This is a genomic window from Pseudoalteromonas sp. NGC95 (assembly GCF_015864705.1).
Lineage (GTDB): Bacteria > Pseudomonadota > Gammaproteobacteria > Enterobacterales > Alteromonadaceae > Pseudoalteromonas > Pseudoalteromonas arctica.
Genome location: NZ_JADYWR010000013.1, coordinates 50,097 through 68,656 on the forward strand (window position 1 = coordinate 50,097; position 18,560 = coordinate 68,656).

Consider the following 18,560-nt stretch of genomic DNA (forward strand, 5'->3'; position numbering starts at 1 on the left):
AAAGAGCTGTTGGTTGGTGCAGCTCTTTGCTTGTGTTTTATTAAAAACCTTATGGCATATCTAATAATGTTTGCGTGTGGGCATCTACTTTAACTTCGTAGTTTTTAGCGCTTAAGCCCAATAGCTCCGGCAAGGTTGCCGCTATACAAATAGACGAGAACGTACCCACTACAATGCCGGTAAATAATGCAATAGCAAAGCCTTGCAGTGGTGCACCTGCAAGCAACCAAACGCTGGCAACCGTTGCAAGTGTGGTACCCGAAGTTATTAAGGTACGTGTTAGCGTACTTTTAATCGCATTATTAATAATAGTCGCTGGGCTAAGTACATTGTTTGATTGAACACGTAAAAGCTCGCGTACTCTATCCCCTACTATTATTGAGTCGTTAAGTGAGTAACCAATAATAGCCAGTAAACTTGCCAGTACGGTTAGGTTAAATTCAATTTGTAATAGTGAAAATAATCCAAGTACGAGTATTAAATCGTGCACTAGCGCTACCACAGAGCCAACGGCTAATCGCCATTCAAAACGCACTGCAAGGTAAATCATTACCGCAATCATTGCAGCAAACATTGCTAAACAGCCTTGATCAAATAACTCATCGCCCACTTGTGAGCCAATATAAGCTGACGATAATACCTGTGCGTTTATATCATCGTTTTGTGTAACAGCGCTTTGCCAATCAAGGCTATTAGCTGTTGTTGATGCACTTGGCGCTTCTCTTAATTGAAAATGACTATTACCTTGCGCGGTTAGCTCAAACTCACCGTTGTGATTTTTAGCAATAAACGATTGAAGCTCTTTTAGTTCAACACTTTGGCTGGTTGTAAACTCAGTTAAATAACCGCCGGTAAAATCTAGGCCAAAATTTAGACCTTTTTGCGTAAGCGTAAATACGGATAGCAGCACTAAAATGGCACTTAAAAGCATACCCATAAAGCGTAAACGTGTGCCCTTTTCACCTTTCAAAAAATAATTAAGCATGTGCTTTTTCTCCTGCTTTTTTACCCATTTTTAAATACAACGTTTGGCTTAATATTTTTGATACGTACACACCTGTAAATACAGACGTTAAAAGCCCCAGTGCGAGTGTAATGGCAAAACCTTTAACGGGCCCATAGCCTATGCCGTATAAGATAAGTGCGGTGATCATAGTGGTTATATTGGCATCAAATATTGTATTTGCGGCTTGTTTATAACCCTCTTGAATAGCTTGATATGGTGCACGGCCTTGGCGACGTTCTTCTTTAATACGTTCAAATATTATTACGTTAGTGTCTACCGCCATACCTATGGTTAGCACCAGGCCAGCGATACCCGGCAGCGTTAACACAACCCCTGGTAATAATGACATTAAGCCCACAAGCGACGTTAAATTTAATATAAGTGCCACGTTTGCAATAAGGCCTAAACGACGATACCAAAGCGCCATAAATGCAAGGGTAATACCCATGCCTAACATAAGCGCTGCTAAGCCATTACTAATATTTTCGCTGCCGAGGCTTGGCCCTATTGTTTGTTCGTGCACAATTGTAACGGGTGCTGTAAGCGAGCCTGCACGTAGTAACAATGCTAGGTCGGCTGCAGCTTGTTGGCTTTTCATGTTGGTAATACTAAAACGCGAACTTAAATGCTGAGCAATATTGGCAACGTTAATAACTTCGCTTTTTTTAACTACTTCGCCTTTAGCGTTTTGAGAGTACTCAGAGTAAACCGTCGCCATTGGCTTACCAATATTGGCTTTTGAAAATGCCGACATTGCATCGCCACCTTGGCCGTCTAGGCTTAGTTGTACAAGTGGTTTACCCCAATCGTCGCGGCCTATGTTTGCATTATTAATATGATCGCCTGTAAAAATTGGCACAGGATCGAGCTTTATGGTTCCGCCCGATTGCATATTAAATGTTTGCCCGCCAATTTCTTTTAATTGATAAAAACCAAGCGATGCTGTTGCACCAATAATACGTTTTGCTTCGGTTGGATCTTGCACGCCTGGTAGCTCTATACGAATGCGGTGCTTTCCTTGGCGCTGTGTTACTGCTTCGGTAATGCCTAACTCTTCAATACGTGAACGAAGGGTTGTAAGTGTTTGCCCCATTACTTCTTTATCAAAGCTGCTGCGGCCTTGCTCCGAATAACTAAATTTGGCAGTTTTAACGCTGCCGTTATTGCTTGTTACAACGGCTAAATTAGCAAATCGGCTTTGTAGCTCTTCAATAACTGGGGTTAACTTGTCGGTTGCATTAGGCAATGCGTTTATTTCAAACCCCTGCTGAGTTTGCTGCGCTTTTACGCCATGTGCTTTTTGCTTAATAATAATTGATTTAGCTTGTTGATACGCACTGACTAATTGCTCATCAACGGCTTTATCTAAATCTACGTCTAGTACAAATAGCACACCGCCATTTAAATCAAGGCCCAGCTTTATTGGTGATAAACCAAAATCTTGTAACCATGTTGGGCTGGTTGCATGCTCAACAATTTTAACTTGCGTGTTTGGGTACTGCGCTTTTATAGCCGCTTGCGCCTGAGCGCTTTTAGTTGGCTCGTTTAAAAGTACATTAATAGTTGATTGCTTATCTAAACCCTGCTCAACCTCTAACCCTTGGTTATTTAAAAAAGTAACTAGCGTTTTAGTGCTCGGTAAAGATTGCGTTTCGCTGTGCGGCGTACTACTTACGTGCAACCACGATTTATTTGGATATAGGTTTGGTAATGCGCTGATAGCTAATAAAACCAATACAATTAGCATGGCTATATAGCTTAATTTGAACTTAGCCGTAGACGGCTTTTTATCTTTTTTAAAACTTAACATGTTGAATCCTTATTGCCAGCAAAGCTAGCAACGTACTTTTTAAAAGCACAATTAATCTGCAGGCTAAAACTTTAAAAGTTAAAACCTAATAAAATTAAATAAGGAAAATTAAGCGTGGTAGGTAGTTACAGCTCTGTAGAGTAAGTTTACGTCTTTCCAGCCACTCAAGCGCGACTTTTTACTATTAGTTACAAGCGTATACCAAGGCTGTATAGGATTAATCGCTCTTGGTCGTAAGAATATATGCCTAACAAGATTTTGAGCAAAAAATTCAAAAACCACATCGTATTCTGGCTCACTTTGAACAGTGTGCAAAAACAATGATGAATTATTGGCTGTTAACCTTGGTTGGTGCGCGTCAAAATCGGTTTGATGCGTTTTTTTATGCTGCGAAGTATCTACAGACTTACTAATAGGCTGTATTTTAGTTAAATCGCCAATATCAGTAAGCGAAACCTGCGTACTAACAGTAATATTTAAATTTTGTGAGGCGCCCATAGCATTGCTCTGCACACTAAAAAGTGCAGCAAGTAGCAAAAAGGCAGTTAAAAACACTCTAAATTTAAACATTCACGTTTTAAAACTAAAATAAGGGATGCGTAGTATATAAGGGCTAGTATTTGAAATACAATAGCCCTTAGCTATTTACTATCTAATTTAATTTTACTGAGACTTTTAATGCGCCCCAGACAAAGCAGTGAAAAACGACCAGACGCCATGAATTTACGCCAAAGTGTAAAAACGCTTTGGCCCTACCTTACAAAATTTAAAGGCCGTGTTTTTATTGCACTTATGGCGCTTATAGGCGCAAAAGGTGCCACGCTTTTAATGCCTTGGGCACTTAAAGAAATAATAGACTCTGTAGATAAGTCGATTAACCCATTGTTAGTTATTCCTGCTTTATTATTATTGATGTACGGCGCGCTGCGTTTTGCTAGCGTGTTTTTAGGTGAAATAAGAGATGCTGTATTTTCTCGCGTTACCGAACACGCCATGCGCGATATTGGTTTAAAGGTATTTAAGCATTTACATTCGCTTGAGCTTGCCTTTCATTTAGACAGGCAAACTGGTGGTATAAGCCGTGATATAGAGCGCGGTACTAGCGGGTTAAGCTTTTTAATGCGCTTTTTAATGTTTAATATTGTGCCTACCTTATTTGAAATACTAACTGTCGCTATTATTTTTGGCACGTTGTTTTCTGTTTGGTTTGCGCTTATTACATTACTGGCAGTTGCTATTTATATTACCTTTACTGTGGTGGTTACTCAGTGGAGAAACCGCTTTATTAGAGAAGCAAATGCTGCCGACAATCAAAGTAATACCCGCGCCATAGACAGCCTACTTAATTATGAAACTGTAAAGTATTTTAATAATGAGCAGTTTGAAGCAAAAACGTACGACACCTTTTTAGCAAACTGGGAAAAAGCCCGTTTAAAAAATAGAATGTCGTTGCTCGCTCTTAACTCAGGCCAAGCACTTATTATCGCTTGTGCTATTACCGCTTTAATGTGGTTGGGCTCAACCGAGGTAGTTGCAGGTACACTCTCTATTGGTGAACTTGTGATGATTAACGCGTATATGATTCAGCTATTTTTACCACTTAACTTTTTAGGTTTTGTGTACCGCGAAATAAGACGCGCCCTAACCGACCTTGAAAACATGCTTGGGCTACTTAACAAAAAACCACAAATAACCGATGCACTTAATGCTAAAGAGCTCAATATTAGCCAAGGTGAAATAACATTTAATAATGTAAATTTTAGTTACGATACCCATCGCCCTATTCTTAATAACCTTAGCTTTAGCGTTAAAGCAGGCAGCAAAGTAGCCATTGTTGGTGCCAGCGGAGCTGGTAAAAGCTCATTAGCGCGACTGCTTTATCGTTTTTATGATGTAAGCGCCGGTGAAATTAGTATCGATAATCAAGCAATAAACTCAGTAACACTTAATAGTTTACGAAAAGCCATTGCTATTGTGCCGCAAGACACCGTGCTGTTTAACACCACCATTCGTGAAAATATCGCTTACGGTAGACCATCAGCAAGCGATGCTGAAATTGACGAAGCCATTGCAATGGCGCATTTAAAAGACTTTATAGCAACACTTGATAAAGGCGATAAAACGCTGGTTGGCGAGCGTGGTTTAAAAGTATCCGGCGGCGAAAAACAGCGTATTGCTATTGCGCGCGCCATTTTGAAAAAATCCCCTATTTTAATTTTTGATGAAGCAACATCTGCACTCGACTCTCATTCTGAGCAAGCAATACTCGCGGCAATGCGTGAAGTTGCTAGTAACCATACGAGTATTGTTATTGCCCATCGCCTTTCTACTATTACCGATGCAGACACTATTATTGTGCTCAAAGCCGGACAAATTATTGAACAAGGTAAGCACGATGAGTTACTTACATTCGCCGGAGAATATGCCCGTATGTGGGAGCTTCAGCATAAAAAATAAATAGTGTGTAACCCCTCTTAGCTCGGATACTTTCAAGTATTCGAGCTAAATAAAGCTTTTATAGCACCTATTAGCCTTTCTCTTTTCCTCTATATTAGTTTTATCGAGCACTGTGGTGATTCACCTCAAAAGGTTTGTTTGTATGATTAATATCAATAACAATCGATAAGTTAAATATTCGTAACAATAAAAATGATTCACTGCTGCTTTAATTCAATCAGTGATACTCAGGAGTAAGTAATGAAAAAGAGTTTAATTGCCGCAGCATTAGCTGCCACATTTATTACCGGTTGTTCAGAGCCGCAAACAACAAAAACAGACGAGCAACAATCTAAAGTAGCCACTGCAGCAGTAACAGAAAAAGCAGAGTTAGGTAGTTTTGGTGTTGACTTAACAGCACGTAACGAAGCCGTTAAACCAGGCGATGATTTTTTTATGTATGCCAGTGGCACGTGGTATGACAACTACGTAATGCCTGCAGATAAAACCCGCTACGGTGCATTTTCAGGATTAGCTGAGCGCAGTGAAGACGATGTTAAAGCTATTATTGAAGAAATAGCCGCACGTAAAGATTTAAACGCAGAAGAAAGACTCGTTGCTGATTTTTACAATGCCTATATGGATACCGAAACACTTAATAAACTAGGTGTAGCGCCTATCAAGCCATTGTTAAGTGAAATTAGTGATATATCGTCAACTGACGATTTAGCTGAGATGTTTGGTAAGTCTTGGTTAACCGGTAATAAAGCCCCTTTTGGCGGCGGTATGTGGTTTAATCGCCTAGACCCTAACAAATATGAAATGTCACTAGGTGCTGGTGGTTTAGGCTTACCAGATCGCTCTTACTACCTTGAAGACGCTGAGCGCTTTGTAAAAACCCGAGCAGCTTACGTTGCTCACATTGCTGACATGCTTGAGTTTACAGGAGTCGAAAATACCGCTGAGCGCGCTCAAGCAATTGTTGATCTTGAAACCAAAATTGCACAAGGTCACTGGCCTCGCGAAAAGCGCCGTAATCGCGATTTAACTCTAAACCAAGTTGAACGTGCCGATTTAAGCACTGCTTATCCTGGCTTTAACTGGGATTTATATTTTGCGCAAACAGGTTATAAAGTACCTCAGTTAAATGTATCTCAGCCTGAACCAATAAAAGCGATGATTGAGCTAATCAATCAAGAAGATATTGCAGTATGGAAAGACTACCTAACGTATCACGCTATTAGCGGTAACGCAGGTTTACTATCAGAAGACGTATTTAATACTAACTTTGCTTTTTTTGGTAAAGAACTAAACGGACAGCAAGAGCCTCGCCCTCGTTGGAAACGTGCAATAAGTGAAATGTCGGGCACAAGTTCGCTTGGTTTTGCTATTGGTAAAATATACGTAGCGCGTTACTTCCCTGAGTCATCAAAACAACAAATGTCAGAGCTGGTTGAAAACCTTCGTACAGCCCTTGGTGAACGTATTGATAATCTAGAATGGATGGGCGATGCAACTAAAGTAAATGCGCGCGCTAAGCTGGCTGCATTTGTACCAAAAATTGGTTACCCCGATGTTTGGCAGTCTTATGAAGGTTTAAGCATTACTAAAAACGATTTGATTGGTAATGTGAAAAACATGCGTGAGTTTTTCCACGCAGAAAGTGTTGAAAAAGAGCTACAAAAAACAGACCGTAACCGCTGGGGCATGACGCCACAACGCGTAAACGCTTACTACAATAGCTCGTTTAATGAAATTGTATTTCCGGCTGCGATATTACAACCGCCGTTTTTCGATCCAAATGCCGATCCGGCTGTAAACTATGGCGGTATTGGCGCTGTAATTGGTCACGAAATGGGTCATGGATTTGACGATCAGGGTTCAAAATCAGACGAAAACGGTGTGCAACGTAATTGGTGGACTGATGCTGACCGCGCTGCATTTGACAAAAAAGCCGATCAACTGGCTGCGCAGTACAGTAAATACGAGCCAATTGAAGGTAATTTTGTTAATGGTCGCAATAGCCTTGGCGAAAATATTGGTGATGTGGGTGGTTTGTCGATGGCTTATCACGCTTACAAGCTAAGTTTAAATGGTAAAGAAGCGCCTGTTATTGACGGCGTTACTGGCGATCAGCGCTTCTTCCTGGCGTGGGCACAAGTATGGAAAGAAAAACGTACTGAGCAAAGCATGCTTAACCAACTGCGTGGTGGCACACATGCCCCAGGTCGCTTTAGAGCACAAGCGCCGCGTAACCACGATGCATGGTACAAAGCGTTTGATGTAAAACCAGGCGACGCGTTATACCTTCCTGAAGATGAACGTGTACGTATTTGGTAGGTAATACTTACTTTTTATTACTTAGTAAGGCAACCTGTTATACAGGTTGCCTTTTTTATTGAGTTAAATTTACAATAATAGATATCATTCCAACGTCAAAATCCCTCGATAATTCCCTCACTAAAATGCACTTTAGATGGACTTTAAACGCTACAGTTTTAATCGGCTTTAATACTTACTAGCCCTTGAATGCATTTACCTTTAGAATACGCATTATAATTTTATTCTATTATTTACATATATTAAGGCGAAACGCAGATGGGAAGAGCTTACCAAAACAAAAAAGATTCAATGGCTAAGACTGCGGGTGCTAAAACTAAAGTTTATTCTAAGTACGGCAAAGAAATTTATATTTGTGCTAAAAACGGCGGTGTAGATCCAGATGGTAACTTATCATTACGTCGTTTAATTGAACGCGCTAAAAAAGACCAAGTACCAGCACACGTTATTGACCGCGCAATCGACAAAGCAAAAGGTGGCGGCGGCGAAGACTACTCAGCAACACGTTACGAAGGTTACGGCCCAGGTAACTGTATGATTATTGTTGATTGTTTAACAGACAACAACAAGCGTACCTTTGCTGATGTACGTGTTTGTTTTACCAAAGCAAATGCTAAAATTGGCGCTCAAAACTCTGTTTCACATTTATTTGATCACCTTGCTATTTTTGTATTTGACGGTGATGACGACGAAGCAGTACTTGAAGCATTAATGATGGCTGATGTTGATGTAACTGACGTAGAAGTAGATGACGGTAAAGTCACTGTTTTTGCTCCTCACACAGAGTACAACAACACACGTACAGCGCTTGAAGAAATGGGCGTGACTGAATTTGACGAAGACCTAATTAGCTTTGTGCCACAAATTGAAACGCCGATTGAGGGCGAAGACGTTGAAGTTATGGAACGCTTTTTAGCCATGTTAGAAGATTGCGACGACGTACAAAACGTTTACCATAACGCGCAATTCTAAAGAACGATTTAGTAAGTTAGAACGACTTTAAGCCAACAGCTATGTTGGCTTTTTCATTTTTAGAACGTGGTATAAATATGAACTCCCTTAAAGAGCTTAAAAGTGGCAAACTTGCTGGTGCTACTCACCTGCAATTAGTAGAAGAGTTAACAATATTCCCTGAAGAGATTTTTAGCTTAGCTGACACGCTCGAAGTACTCGATTTATCAAATAATAACTTATCAACACTACCTGATGAATTTGCCTGCTTAACACGCCTTAAGCGAGTATTTTTATCATTTAATCAGTTTAAGCATATTCCTGCTGTGCTGGCTAAATGCCCTGCTTTAATTATGGTTGCGTTTAAAGGTAACCAAATTTCTGAATTTGCTTTAAACAGCCTGCCAAAAAATATTGAGTGGCTCATACTCACCGATAATACTTTAAGCGAATTGCCTGAAGACTTTGGTAATTACACCCAGCTTAAAAAGCTCGCGCTTGCGGGCAATCAACTTAAGCAACTGCCAAGTAGCATGGCGCAGTGTAAAAACCTCGAGCTTGTTAGGCTCTCTGCTAATAACTTAACACACGTAGACGACTGGCTGTTTGAACTGCCTAAACTTGCTTGGCTTGCGTTTGCCGGTAACGATTTTAATAAAGCCCAGTGCCTTACAAAGTGCAGCTTAGAAAATAAACTTCTTAACGATTACACGCTTAGTCATGTTATTGGCCAAGGTGCATCGGGCGTTATTCATTTAGCGCAAGCTGCTAATAGCGCTGTAGCAATTAAATTATTTAAAGGTGCAATTACCAGCGACGGCTACCCGCTTGATGAAGTAAATTGCTGCTTACAAGCAGACGATCACGCTAATTTAATTAAAGTACTTGCCTACATTGAACAAAGTGATCAGTTAGGTTTAGTGATGGAGCTAATAGATAAAAGCTTTGCTAATTTAGGCCTGCCTCCAAGCCTTGAAACCTGTACACGTGATACCTTTAACAATGATTGCCATTACTCAACTCAAGCTATTTTAAAAATTGCACAGCAAATGGTAAGTACACTGCATCACTTACATGTTCGTAAAGTAAGTCACGGCGACATTTATGCGCATAACACTATGGTTAACCAAAACCATGACGTTCTGTTTGGTGATTTTGGTGCTGCAACTAATTTAACGAAGCTAAGTGAGTATCAACAAAAGCAACTAGAGTGGATAGAAGTAAGGGCTTTGGGCTGTTTAATTGAAGACTTATTAGGCACGGTAACCGGTGATGATAGGCAAAGTGAGCTATTTGGTGAAATGTCCGATATGGCAAAGTGTGCTATGCAACCTTCATTAAATCAGAGACCTACATTTACTGAGTTATTAGAAGAGCTAAATATATAATTGAGTAGAGTCATAAAAAAGAGCAACGCGTAGCACGTTGCTACTTTTTTAGTTTATGTTTATTAAATTAATCGAGCTCATTTAGTGCGCTTAAACGGGTAAATCTGTTGTTTAAGCATACCTACCGGCATGTAATCCCCGACTACACCATACGCTTCTGGCCACTCTTTTTGGCCTTTAACAGCAGTACCAAACGCGTAGTCTAAAAATGAAAAATGCGCAGCGTAATTGCGGTCAATTGCGGCTTTATCTGACGCATGATGCCAATGGTGAAACTGCGGTGTAACCATAAAATATTTTAGCCAACCAAATTTCACACGTACATTTGCATGGTTAAACACAGCCTGTAAACCCACAATTATTACGTATAAACTAATTATTTGCTGTGAAAATCCAAGTACAAATATGGGTGTGAGCACTAAGCTGCGCGTTACGAGTATTTCAAGAATATGTTGGCGAGAGCCCGCTAACCAATCCATTTCTTTAGCACTGTGATGTACGCCATGAAAGCGCCATAATAAAGGGACTTCGTGATAAGCACGATGCACCCAATACTGCATTAAATCAGCCACGAGTATTATTAAAAACAACTGCACTACAAATGGTGTTTGCTCTATATAACCTTGTACTGTAGATGATACAGCCCAGCCAAAACCATAATGCACAAAGTGGTTAGTAACGAGTAACACAAAACCAATAATTAAATGGTTTACGAAAAAGTGGTTTAAATCGCCTCGCCATTCGCTACGTAATATTTTTTGCTCTTTTCGATGGGGTAGCAGCTTTTCAATAACAATAAATATGAGTGTTGAGCCGAGTAAATCTAAAATAAACCAATCGAGCCCTATGTAAGGTGTGTCGGTGGCAAACTCATTTACCTCAACGTTTGGTCCGCCAAACATAATTGCAAGAACAATAAAAAACCACGCTGTAGCTCCTAAGCGTTTATTGGTATTACGTACAAAGTTAAGTAGCCCTAAACTACCCGAGACCAATAATGATGCAAACATAAGCTGACGTAAAAAGTCGACACTGTAGCTTTTGCGTAGTTCTGGTGTGGTTAAGTATTCAGGAAAGTGAAACGCTAATACGCCTAAGCAACTCAGTATTGCTAAAAAGCAGGCTATGTAGCCACTTATGTTGCCCTCACCTATCTGAAGATGATTTGTGCGAAATACCTTTCGTGATAAAGCTCTGATCATTTTTATTATTCCTTGCTTCGTTGAGTTGATTAAATACAACGAAATTCCATTGATTTACACACCCACATATTAACAAAATTTAGGGTATAAAAAATACAAATAGTTCCCTCCATAGTCTGAGTTGCAAATATACAGATAAACCAAACGCAAAAAAGCCACGCAATGCGTGGCTTGGTTGGATAAAGCTAAAACTTTACATCATTAGGGCTGTATTATAAAAACGCACCTAATGCTTTAACTTGGTCTAACATGCGGTTTGAGAAACCCCATTCGTTGTCGTACCAAGCCATTACTTTAACTAGATTGCCATCGGCTTTAGTTTGCGTTGCATCAAAGATAGATGACGCTGGGTTATGGTTAAAGTCGATAGAAACAAGCGGAAGCTCATTATATTGTAAAATATCTTTCATTGAACCCGTTGACGCTTCTTTCATGATTGCATTGATTTCTTCTGCAGTCGTATCGCGCTTAGTAATAAACGTAAAATCAACTAAAGATACGTTGATTGTTGGTACACGTACCGACATACCGTCTAATTTACCAGCAAGTTCTGGTAATACTAAACCAACAGCTGCCGCAGCACCTGTTTTAGTTGGGATCATAGATTGAGTCGCACTACGAGCACGGTATAGATCTGGGTGGTATACGTCAGATAGGTTTTGATCATTCGTATAAGAATGAATCGTTGTCATACTCCCCTTTTCAATACCTACGGTGTCGTTAATTGCTTTTGCAAGTGGTGCTAAACAGTTAGTAGTACACGATGCATTTGAGATGATTTGGCTATCAGCGTTAATTACATCGCTGTTTACACCATGAACCACTGTTGCATCCATATCTTTACCTGGAGCAGAAACGATTACTTTTTTAGCACCCGCTGTAATGTGCTTAGCAGCGTCATCACGTTTAGTGAAAAAACCAGTACATTCTAAAACGATATCTACGTTTAGTGCTTTCCACGGTAAATTTGCAGGGTCGCGTTCTTGCGTTAACGTAATTACGTCATCGTCAATTAACATGGTGTTATTTTCAAGTGTTACTTTTTTAGAAAATTGACCATGAACTGAGTCATACTGCGTTAAATGTGCATTAACGTTAGCAGGTGCTAAATCGTTAATTGCTACAATTTTAATTTCGCTGTTTTGAGCTGACTCATAAAGTGCACGTAAAACATTTCTACCGATACGGCCGTAACCGTTAATTGCTACATTAATCATTTTAGACTCCTATTTAAGTTCACTTGCTTGGCGAGCAAGCGCTTCAATTGCTTGCCAGTCTTTATTTTCAATTAGTTGTTTATCTAGCATCCACGTACCACCCACACAAATAACGTTGTTAAGCGCTAAATAGTTCGGTGCAGTTGCTAGGCTAATGCCGCCAGTTGGGCAAAAAGTAATATGTGGTAATGGGCCACCGATTGATTTAAGCATTGCTGTTCCGCCTGCAGCTTCTGCAGGGAAGAATTTTAAATACTTAAAACCATGCGACGCAAGTTGCATAATTTCACTTGCAGTTGCAGCGCCCGGTAAAAATGGTATATCTGATGTTTTAGCCAAAGCAATAAGCTCATCGCTCACACCTGGACTCACCATAAAATCTGCACCTGCGGCAACCGAAAGATCAAAACTTGCTTTATCTACTACCGTACCAGTACCTACATAGGCTTCAGGTACTTCTGCTTTCATCAGCTTTACAGCTTCTGCAGCAATAGGTGTACGAAGTGTGATCTCTAAGGCTTTTAAGCCACCGTTATATAACGCTCTTGCAAGTGGTGCTGCATCTTCTAATTTTTCGATTACAACCACTGGCACCACTGGTGCCGATGCTAAGATTTTTTCAATACTCATTACTTGTTCCTCATTACCCAGTATGGCTAATATTTATTCAAGTCCAAAAGCACTCGCGCCTAAATCGGCACTGCTTACGATATTTCTAAATCCAGTAAATAATTCGCGACCTGTACCAAATGTTGCACTTGGCAGGCTAAGTTCTGCTTCACGTTTAGCAAGTTCTTCGTCGCTAACGTGTACTTTTAATATTCCGTTTGGCGCATCAAGTGTCACTAAATCACCTTCTCGGATTTTAGCAATAATGCCGCCTTCTACTGCCTCTGGTGCTAAGTGAATAGCAGCTGGTACTTTACCTGATGCACCCGACATACGACCGTCAGTAACAATGGCTACTTTAAAGCCTTCATCTTGAAGCGTTGCCATTACTGGCGTTAATTTATGTAGCTCTGGCATACCTTTCGCTTTAGGGCCTTGCTCTTTTAGCACGGCAATAAAGTCTTGGTTTAATTCGCCACGCGTGTATGCATCTTGCAGAGCACTTTGTGAGCTAAACACTTTTGCAGGAGCAGTAACAACCTGATGTTCAATAGCAACAGCTGACACTTTAATAACAGCTTTACCTAAGTTACCCGTTAGAAGTTGCAGACCACCTTGCTTACTAAAAGGGTTACTCACTGGGCGAAGTACTTCTTCATCGTGTGAGTTTGCTGGGCAATCTACCCATTTAACTTTAGTTGGGCCGGTTGAGTTGCTCATGATCAGGCTATCGTCTTTATCCAAACGAGGCTCTGTCATGTAAGGTGCTAAACCATCGCCTAGCATTGTTTTAACATCTGTGTGTAAGTAACCAGCGCTTGCTAGCTCTCGCATTAAGAAACCCATACCGCCAGCTGCTTGGAAGTGGTTTACATCTGCAGAGCCGTTAGGGTAAATACGTGTAAGTAGTGGTACAACTTCTGATAAATCAGACATATCTTTCCACGTAACCTGAATGCCCGCCGCTTTTGCTATCGCAACAATATGAATTGCATGGTTAGTAGAACCACCTGTAGAAAGCAGGCCTACTAAACCGTTTATAATCGTTTTTTCGCTGATCACATCGGCCAAACACGGGCTTTCTTTATCATCTGTAAGCTGCTTAAGCATAGTTTCTACAGCATTACCTGTAAGACCATCGCGAAGCTCAGTGTAAGGATTAATAAACGAACTACCAGGAAGGTGTAAGCCCATTATTTCCATTAACATTTGGTTTGAGTTTGCAGTACCGTAAAACGTACAAGTACCTGCGCTGTGGTAAGACGCGCTTTCAGCCTCTAATAAGTCTTCGCGACTTACTAGACCTTGTGCAAATTTTTGACGAATACGTGCTTTTTCTTTATTAGGAATACCTGATTGCATTGGACCTGCTGGTAAAAAGAACACAGGTAAATGACCAAACGACAATGCACCAATTAATAAACCCGGGACGATTTTGTCACAAACGCCTAAACAAAAAACGCCATCAAACACATCGTGTGAAAGCGATATTGCCGTAGACATAGCAATTACATCACGAGAAAAAAGCGAAAGTTCCATGCCGTCACGCCCTTGCGTAACACCATCACACATTGCAGGAACGCCACCAGCAACTTGTGCTGTAGCATCGTATTTAGTAGCAATGTCTTTAATTAAATCTGGGTAATCTTTGTATGGCACATGAGCCGATAACATATCGTTATATGAGTTGATAATAGCAAGATTTGGCTGCTCATCAGCCTTTAAGCGCGCTTTGTCATCACTGCTACATGCAGCCATAACATGGGCTATATTTCCGCAACCTAAACCGGCACGAACTCTTGTTTGTTTTTTTGCGTGCGAAATACGTTCTAAATAATCTTGACGGGTATTTTTACTGCGTTCGATAACGCGCTGGGTAACTTCTTGAATACGAGGATGTAACATAATTTAACTCATCTCTATTAGTTAGAGGATAAAGGCTCAGTAGCAACTACAGACTCCACGTAAATAACTGTACTGAGCATCTTTGATTTACCCGTTCAAAGGTACGCTACCAGGGAGCCTCTCACAACAGCCCTGACACCGGTGTCACTGTATTAACGCATAGCAATGACACCGGTGTCAACCCCGGGTAACAAAAATAGTTTAATATTTTAACATGACCGAATAATGACCTAATTGATTTTTAGGCACAAAGTATATTTTAGCAAGTTCAGAGCAAAAAAAAGCCCGAATAAGCGTCACTCATATTCGGGCTACTGTGAAAGTGTTTTTAACTCACTATTTTATCGCAGAGGTAGACTCACGTGTAATTAAGCGCGACTCAAGCGTTACCTGATACGGCTGTTCTTGCGGTTGAGCTATGTGTGAAATAAGTTGAGTTACGGCTTGTTTAGTCATTTCTTCAACAGGCTGTGCAATAGTCGTTAAACCAGGCCAAATATGACGTGCAATGGGTGCATTATCAAAGCCGGCTATTGAAATATCATCAGGCACTTTTAATTGGCGCTGGGTAGCTAATTTTAATACCGCTGCCGCCATGTAATCGTTTGATGCAAATACAGCTGTTGGCCTAGGAGACAAATCTAAAATACTGCGTGCACTATCTACACCTGAGTGATAACTAAAGTTACCCTCCTCTACCAAGCGCTCATCAAACTCTATTCCATGGCTTGCAAGTGAACGCCTATAGCCTTTAAAGCGTTGTTGAGTGGCACTGTGATCCGGGTGCCCTTTAATAAACGCTATAGATTTATGCCCAAGGCTAATTAGATGCTCAGTAATTTCAAATGCGCCTTGTTCATCATTACTACGAACTGAAATAGAATCATCTTGAAGTAAAGCTGACGCAACCCTTGCGTAAGGAATTTTTTTAGATTTTAAAAAAGCAACAAGCTCTGCAAAATCACCAAAAGGAGGTGTTAGCACAATGCCATCTAATCGAGAAGTCTGTAGTAATTGCTCAATATTATTTATAAGGGCTTCACCACGAAACTCACAAGGGTGTATCAATAAATTATAGTTATTTTCTTTACATGCTTCTAAAGCACCCGTTTGCACGCGAGTAATGTAGCTTTTACTTGGGTTATCGTAAAGACACCCAATAATAAAGCTACGATTTTGTGCGAGGCCTCGTGCAATTGGATTTGGGGTGTAATCGAGTTCTTTAAATACCGCAAGCACCTTTTCTCGGGTTGCAGCACTAACATTAGGCTCGTTATTTAAAACGCGTGATACGGTTTTTTTAGAAACACCAGCATGACTTGCCACACTGTTTATTGTTACTTTTTTCATCACTCTATTTTTCCAAATGCGAACAAGGAAAGCTCCTTATTTGCTGTTGTGCAAACACGCTGCGGCACCAATTAGTGGAATATTATCTTGTGTTACAAGTGTTACAGGAATTTGCCCTGCGTATTGCGACATAATACCCTTTTGCGAAAATCGTTCAACAAAACGACTCTCTAGAAGTCTTGCTTGCATACGAGGCAGTATTCCACCGCCAATAAATAGTCCGCCTAAAGCACCGTAAACAACGGCTAGATCGCCAGCTACACTGCCGATCCAATCACAAAATTGATTAAGCGTTGCATCGCACACAGCACATTCACCGCTATTTGCTAGACTACTTATTTGCGCAGCATCTAAATTTTTAGCTGTTACACCCTTAACCGCAGACATCGCTTTGTATAAATGCGTTATGCCAGGGCCTGAAAATACAGTTTCGATAGAAACATGGGGATGATCTTTACGTAATTCATTTAATAGTAAAGTATCGAGTTCATTAACTGGTGCAAGCGATATATGTCCCCCTTCTGAACTTAAAACAGCGGTAGATTGCGACGTTCTAACTAAGCACGCGGCACCAAAACCAGTACCGGGACCTATAACACCAATGTTTGCATTATCATCAGCTTGGCCTGATTTAACAATGACATTTTGTTTAGGATCTAAGTAAGGAGCCGCATATGCAAAAGCAGCAAAATCGTTAATGACTTCTAGTTGCTGTAAATCAAAATGAGTTTTAAATTCACTAACACTAAAATGCCAACCTAAATTGGTTAAATGTACCTGCCCAGCTTTTATTGGACCTGCAACGGCTAAACATGCGCGTTTGGGTGTAATATGCGAGACTGTTTGTAAATATTGCTCAAGCGCACTTTCAAGTGAACCAAAATTAGCACTAGGAAAAATATTAATGTGCTCTATTACAAATTGGTTAGTGTGCTCATTAAAAGCAGTTATTAAAGCAAAGCGGGCATTGGTGCCGCCAACATCAGCAACTAAGATGGGATCAAATTGGGCAGAAGAGTTTAGGCTCATAGTATTATCTCTTTTGTTAAGCGACTCGTGCTTATTATTTTACAATGGTATACCATTGTTATTTATACTTTGAGCTATCACCTCAAAGTAGCTATCACAGTAAAAAATGCTGCCTATAAAATATATAAACAGCGAATACGTTTTGACAACAAAATGATAAAACATTTATATTATGACACCGGTGTCAGCCGTTTATCAATAAAAATATACGTTAATTCACAAAAAGCTTGAAATTATTCATTAATAACCGAAAATGGCACAATTATTTATCAAATTAATTAAGTTGTAACAATGAAAGGTAAAGCCACCTCATTTGATATTGCCCACTATGCAGGGGTATCTCAATCAACTGTATCTCGCGCTTTACGTAACAGCCATCTTGTTAATGAAGAAACACGTAAACGTGTTTTCGATATAGCTAAAAAGCTTAATTATAAAGTTGATAAAAATGCCAGCAACTTGCGTACACAACAAAGCAGCACACTTGCATTACTTCTTTTCGAAGACCCTACCTCTGATGAGTCACAAATTAATCCTTTCTTTTTAGCCATGCTTGGCAGCATTACCCGTGCTTGCGCTAAAGAAGGTTACGATTTATTAGTATCATTTCAATCGGCCAGTGCTGATTGGCAAGCAGACTATGAAGATAGCCACAGAGCCGATGGTATTATTTTACTCGGTTATGGCGATTACATTGATTACCAACCAAAATTTAACACCTTACTTGAACAAAACACTAAGTTTGTTTGTTGGGGGGCAACGGTTGATAATCGCCCAGATTTAACTGTTTGTTGTGATAACTACGGTGGCGGTAAGCTCGCCGCTGAGCACTTTATTGCTCACAGCAGAACTGATTGCGCTTTTATTGGGGATGCATCTGATCATAGCCCTGAATTCTTTAGTCGCTTTCAGGGCTTTAAAGATGAGCTACTGGCTAACAACGTTAAAATAAACGAGCGAAAAATGGCTAATGCTATATCTACCGAAGAATCTGGGTATCACGCCACTCGTTCGCTTATCGCTAATAATATTAAATTTAACGCCTTATTTGCTGCAAGCGACTTAATTGCTATTGGGGCTATACGTGCACTTAAAGAAGCAAATATTGACGTGCCAAAAGATGTTGCGGTAGTCGGCTTTGATAACATAGCCATTGCTAGTTATGTAAACCCACCGCTGACGACGATAGAGCAAAACACCACTGTTGCAGGGCAAATGCTCGTAGAGAACTTATTAAAACTGATACGTGGTGAAGAAGTGCAAAGTACCTTACTCCCACCTGTATTAATTTCTCGAAAAAGTAGCAGTTAAAAATTA

Annotated in this window: 14 protein-coding genes; 5 read left to right on the forward strand and 9 right to left on the reverse strand. The window is 40.3% G+C overall.

Features of this window, described 5'->3' with window-relative positions; translation table 11 throughout:
• Positions 1-49: 49 nt before the first annotated feature.
• The 3 genes from secF to I6E70_RS13035 form a co-directional block, all read right to left on the reverse strand.
• Positions 50-985 carry a protein translocase subunit SecF gene (gene secF, locus I6E70_RS13025; protein WP_197183925.1) on the reverse strand — a complete coding sequence of 312 codons (936 nt, stop codon included), beginning with the start codon at positions 983-985 and terminating at the stop codon, positions 50-52.
• Entirely contained in the window at positions 978-2,816 is a 1,839-nt protein-coding gene (gene secD / locus I6E70_RS13030; RefSeq protein WP_197188873.1) for a protein translocase subunit SecD, read from the reverse strand. The genes secF and secD overlap by 8 nt, the downstream gene beginning before the upstream one ends.
• 108 nt (positions 2,817-2,924) lie before the next feature.
• Positions 2,925-3,386: a hypothetical protein gene (locus I6E70_RS13035; RefSeq protein ID WP_008134047.1), complete on the reverse strand. Its 462-nt coding sequence runs from the start codon at positions 3,384-3,386 to the stop codon at positions 2,925-2,927.
• A gap of 108 nt (positions 3,387-3,494) precedes the next feature.
• Between I6E70_RS13035 and I6E70_RS13040 the strand changes: the two genes are divergently transcribed.
• The 4 genes from I6E70_RS13040 (at position 3,495) to I6E70_RS13055 (ending at position 9,931) form a co-directional block, all read left to right on the forward strand.
• Positions 3,495-5,273 carry an ABCB family ABC transporter ATP-binding protein/permease gene (locus I6E70_RS13040; protein WP_169060169.1) on the forward strand — a complete coding sequence of 593 codons (1,779 nt, stop codon included), beginning with the start codon at positions 3,495-3,497 and terminating at the stop codon, positions 5,271-5,273.
• A 240-nt stretch (positions 5,274-5,513) separates the two neighbouring features.
• Complete coding sequence (locus I6E70_RS13045; RefSeq protein ID WP_197188874.1) at positions 5,514-7,592, forward strand: M13 family metallopeptidase; 2,079 nt, start codon at positions 5,514-5,516, stop codon at positions 7,590-7,592.
• A 258-nt stretch (positions 7,593-7,850) separates the two neighbouring features.
• Entirely contained in the window at positions 7,851-8,564 is a 714-nt protein-coding gene (locus I6E70_RS13050) for a YebC/PmpR family DNA-binding transcriptional regulator (protein WP_010555049.1), read from the forward strand.
• Between the two features lie 41 nt (positions 8,565-8,605).
• Positions 8,606-9,931: a leucine-rich repeat-containing protein kinase family protein gene (locus I6E70_RS13055; protein ID WP_197188875.1), complete on the forward strand. Its 1,326-nt coding sequence runs from the start codon at positions 8,606-8,608 to the stop codon at positions 9,929-9,931.
• A gap of 77 nt (positions 9,932-10,008) precedes the next feature.
• Here the strand turns inward: I6E70_RS13055 and I6E70_RS13060 are convergent, their stop codons facing one another.
• The 6 genes from I6E70_RS13060 to glk all read right to left on the reverse strand — a co-directional run bounded on the left by I6E70_RS13060 (position 10,009) and on the right by glk (position 17,243).
• The gene (locus I6E70_RS13060; protein WP_197188876.1) at positions 10,009-11,133 is read right to left on the reverse strand and encodes a sterol desaturase family protein; all 1,125 of its coding nucleotides are present in this window, start codon (positions 11,131-11,133) and stop codon (positions 10,009-10,011) included.
• A gap of 212 nt (positions 11,134-11,345) precedes the next feature.
• A complete protein-coding gene (gene gap / locus I6E70_RS13065) occupies positions 11,346-12,350 on the reverse strand; it encodes a type I glyceraldehyde-3-phosphate dehydrogenase (RefSeq protein WP_007582622.1) in 1,005 nt (334 codons plus the stop codon).
• A gap of 9 nt (positions 12,351-12,359) precedes the next feature.
• Positions 12,360-12,980: a bifunctional 4-hydroxy-2-oxoglutarate aldolase/2-dehydro-3-deoxy-phosphogluconate aldolase gene (gene eda / locus I6E70_RS13070; protein ID WP_197188877.1), complete on the reverse strand. Its 621-nt coding sequence runs from the start codon at positions 12,978-12,980 to the stop codon at positions 12,360-12,362.
• Between the two features lie 33 nt (positions 12,981-13,013).
• Positions 13,014-14,864 (reverse strand): phosphogluconate dehydratase, encoded by a 1,851-nt coding sequence (gene edd / locus I6E70_RS13075; RefSeq protein WP_007582619.1) that lies wholly within the window; start codon positions 14,862-14,864, stop codon positions 13,014-13,016.
• 336 nt (positions 14,865-15,200) lie between these two features.
• On the reverse strand, positions 15,201-16,214 hold the full coding sequence (locus I6E70_RS13080) for a LacI family DNA-binding transcriptional regulator (RefSeq protein WP_010555045.1): 1,014 nt from the start codon (positions 16,212-16,214) through the stop codon (positions 15,201-15,203).
• A gap of 36 nt (positions 16,215-16,250) precedes the next feature.
• Positions 16,251-17,243, reverse strand: coding sequence for a glucokinase (gene glk / locus I6E70_RS13085; protein ID WP_197188878.1), 993 nt, complete (start codon positions 17,241-17,243; stop codon positions 16,251-16,253).
• Positions 17,244-17,534: 291 nt separating this feature from the next.
• On the opposite strand from glk, the gene I6E70_RS13090 reads away from it, so the two are divergent.
• The gene (locus I6E70_RS13090; protein ID WP_197188879.1) at positions 17,535-18,554 is read left to right on the forward strand and encodes a LacI family DNA-binding transcriptional regulator; all 1,020 of its coding nucleotides are present in this window, start codon (positions 17,535-17,537) and stop codon (positions 18,552-18,554) included.
• Positions 18,555-18,560 lie beyond the last annotated feature (6 nt).

Bases quoted from the DNA above. Each gene is read 5' to 3' on its own strand.
- secF (WP_197183925.1), bottom strand. From the start codon at position 985: ATGCTTAATTATTTTTTGAAAGGTGAAAAGGGCACACGTTTACGCTTT.
- secD (WP_197188873.1), bottom strand. From the start codon at position 2,816: ATGTTAAGTTTTAAAAAAGATAAAAAGCCGTCTACGGCTAAGTTCAAA.
- I6E70_RS13035 (WP_008134047.1), bottom strand. From the start codon at position 3,386: ATGTTTAAATTTAGAGTGTTTTTAACTGCCTTTTTGCTACTTGCTGCA.
- I6E70_RS13040 (WP_169060169.1), top strand. From the start codon at position 3,495: ATGCGCCCCAGACAAAGCAGTGAAAAACGACCAGACGCCATGAATTTA.
- I6E70_RS13045 (WP_197188874.1), top strand. From the start codon at position 5,514: ATGAAAAAGAGTTTAATTGCCGCAGCATTAGCTGCCACATTTATTACC.
- I6E70_RS13050 (WP_010555049.1), top strand. From the start codon at position 7,851: ATGGGAAGAGCTTACCAAAACAAAAAAGATTCAATGGCTAAGACTGCG.
- I6E70_RS13055 (WP_197188875.1), top strand. From the start codon at position 8,606: ATGTTGGCTTTTTCATTTTTAGAACGTGGTATAAATATGAACTCCCTT.
- I6E70_RS13060 (WP_197188876.1), bottom strand. From the start codon at position 11,133: ATGATCAGAGCTTTATCACGAAAGGTATTTCGCACAAATCATCTTCAG.
- gap (WP_007582622.1), bottom strand. From the start codon at position 12,350: ATGATTAATGTAGCAATTAACGGTTACGGCCGTATCGGTAGAAATGTT.
- eda (WP_197188877.1), bottom strand. From the start codon at position 12,980: ATGAGTATTGAAAAAATCTTAGCATCGGCACCAGTGGTGCCAGTGGTT.
- edd (WP_007582619.1), bottom strand. From the start codon at position 14,864: ATGTTACATCCTCGTATTCAAGAAGTTACCCAGCGCGTTATCGAACGC.
- I6E70_RS13080 (WP_010555045.1), bottom strand. From the start codon at position 16,214: ATGAAAAAAGTAACAATAAACAGTGTGGCAAGTCATGCTGGTGTTTCT.
- glk (WP_197188878.1), bottom strand. From the start codon at position 17,243: ATGAGCCTAAACTCTTCTGCCCAATTTGATCCCATCTTAGTTGCTGAT.
- I6E70_RS13090 (WP_197188879.1), top strand. From the start codon at position 17,535: ATGAAAGGTAAAGCCACCTCATTTGATATTGCCCACTATGCAGGGGTA.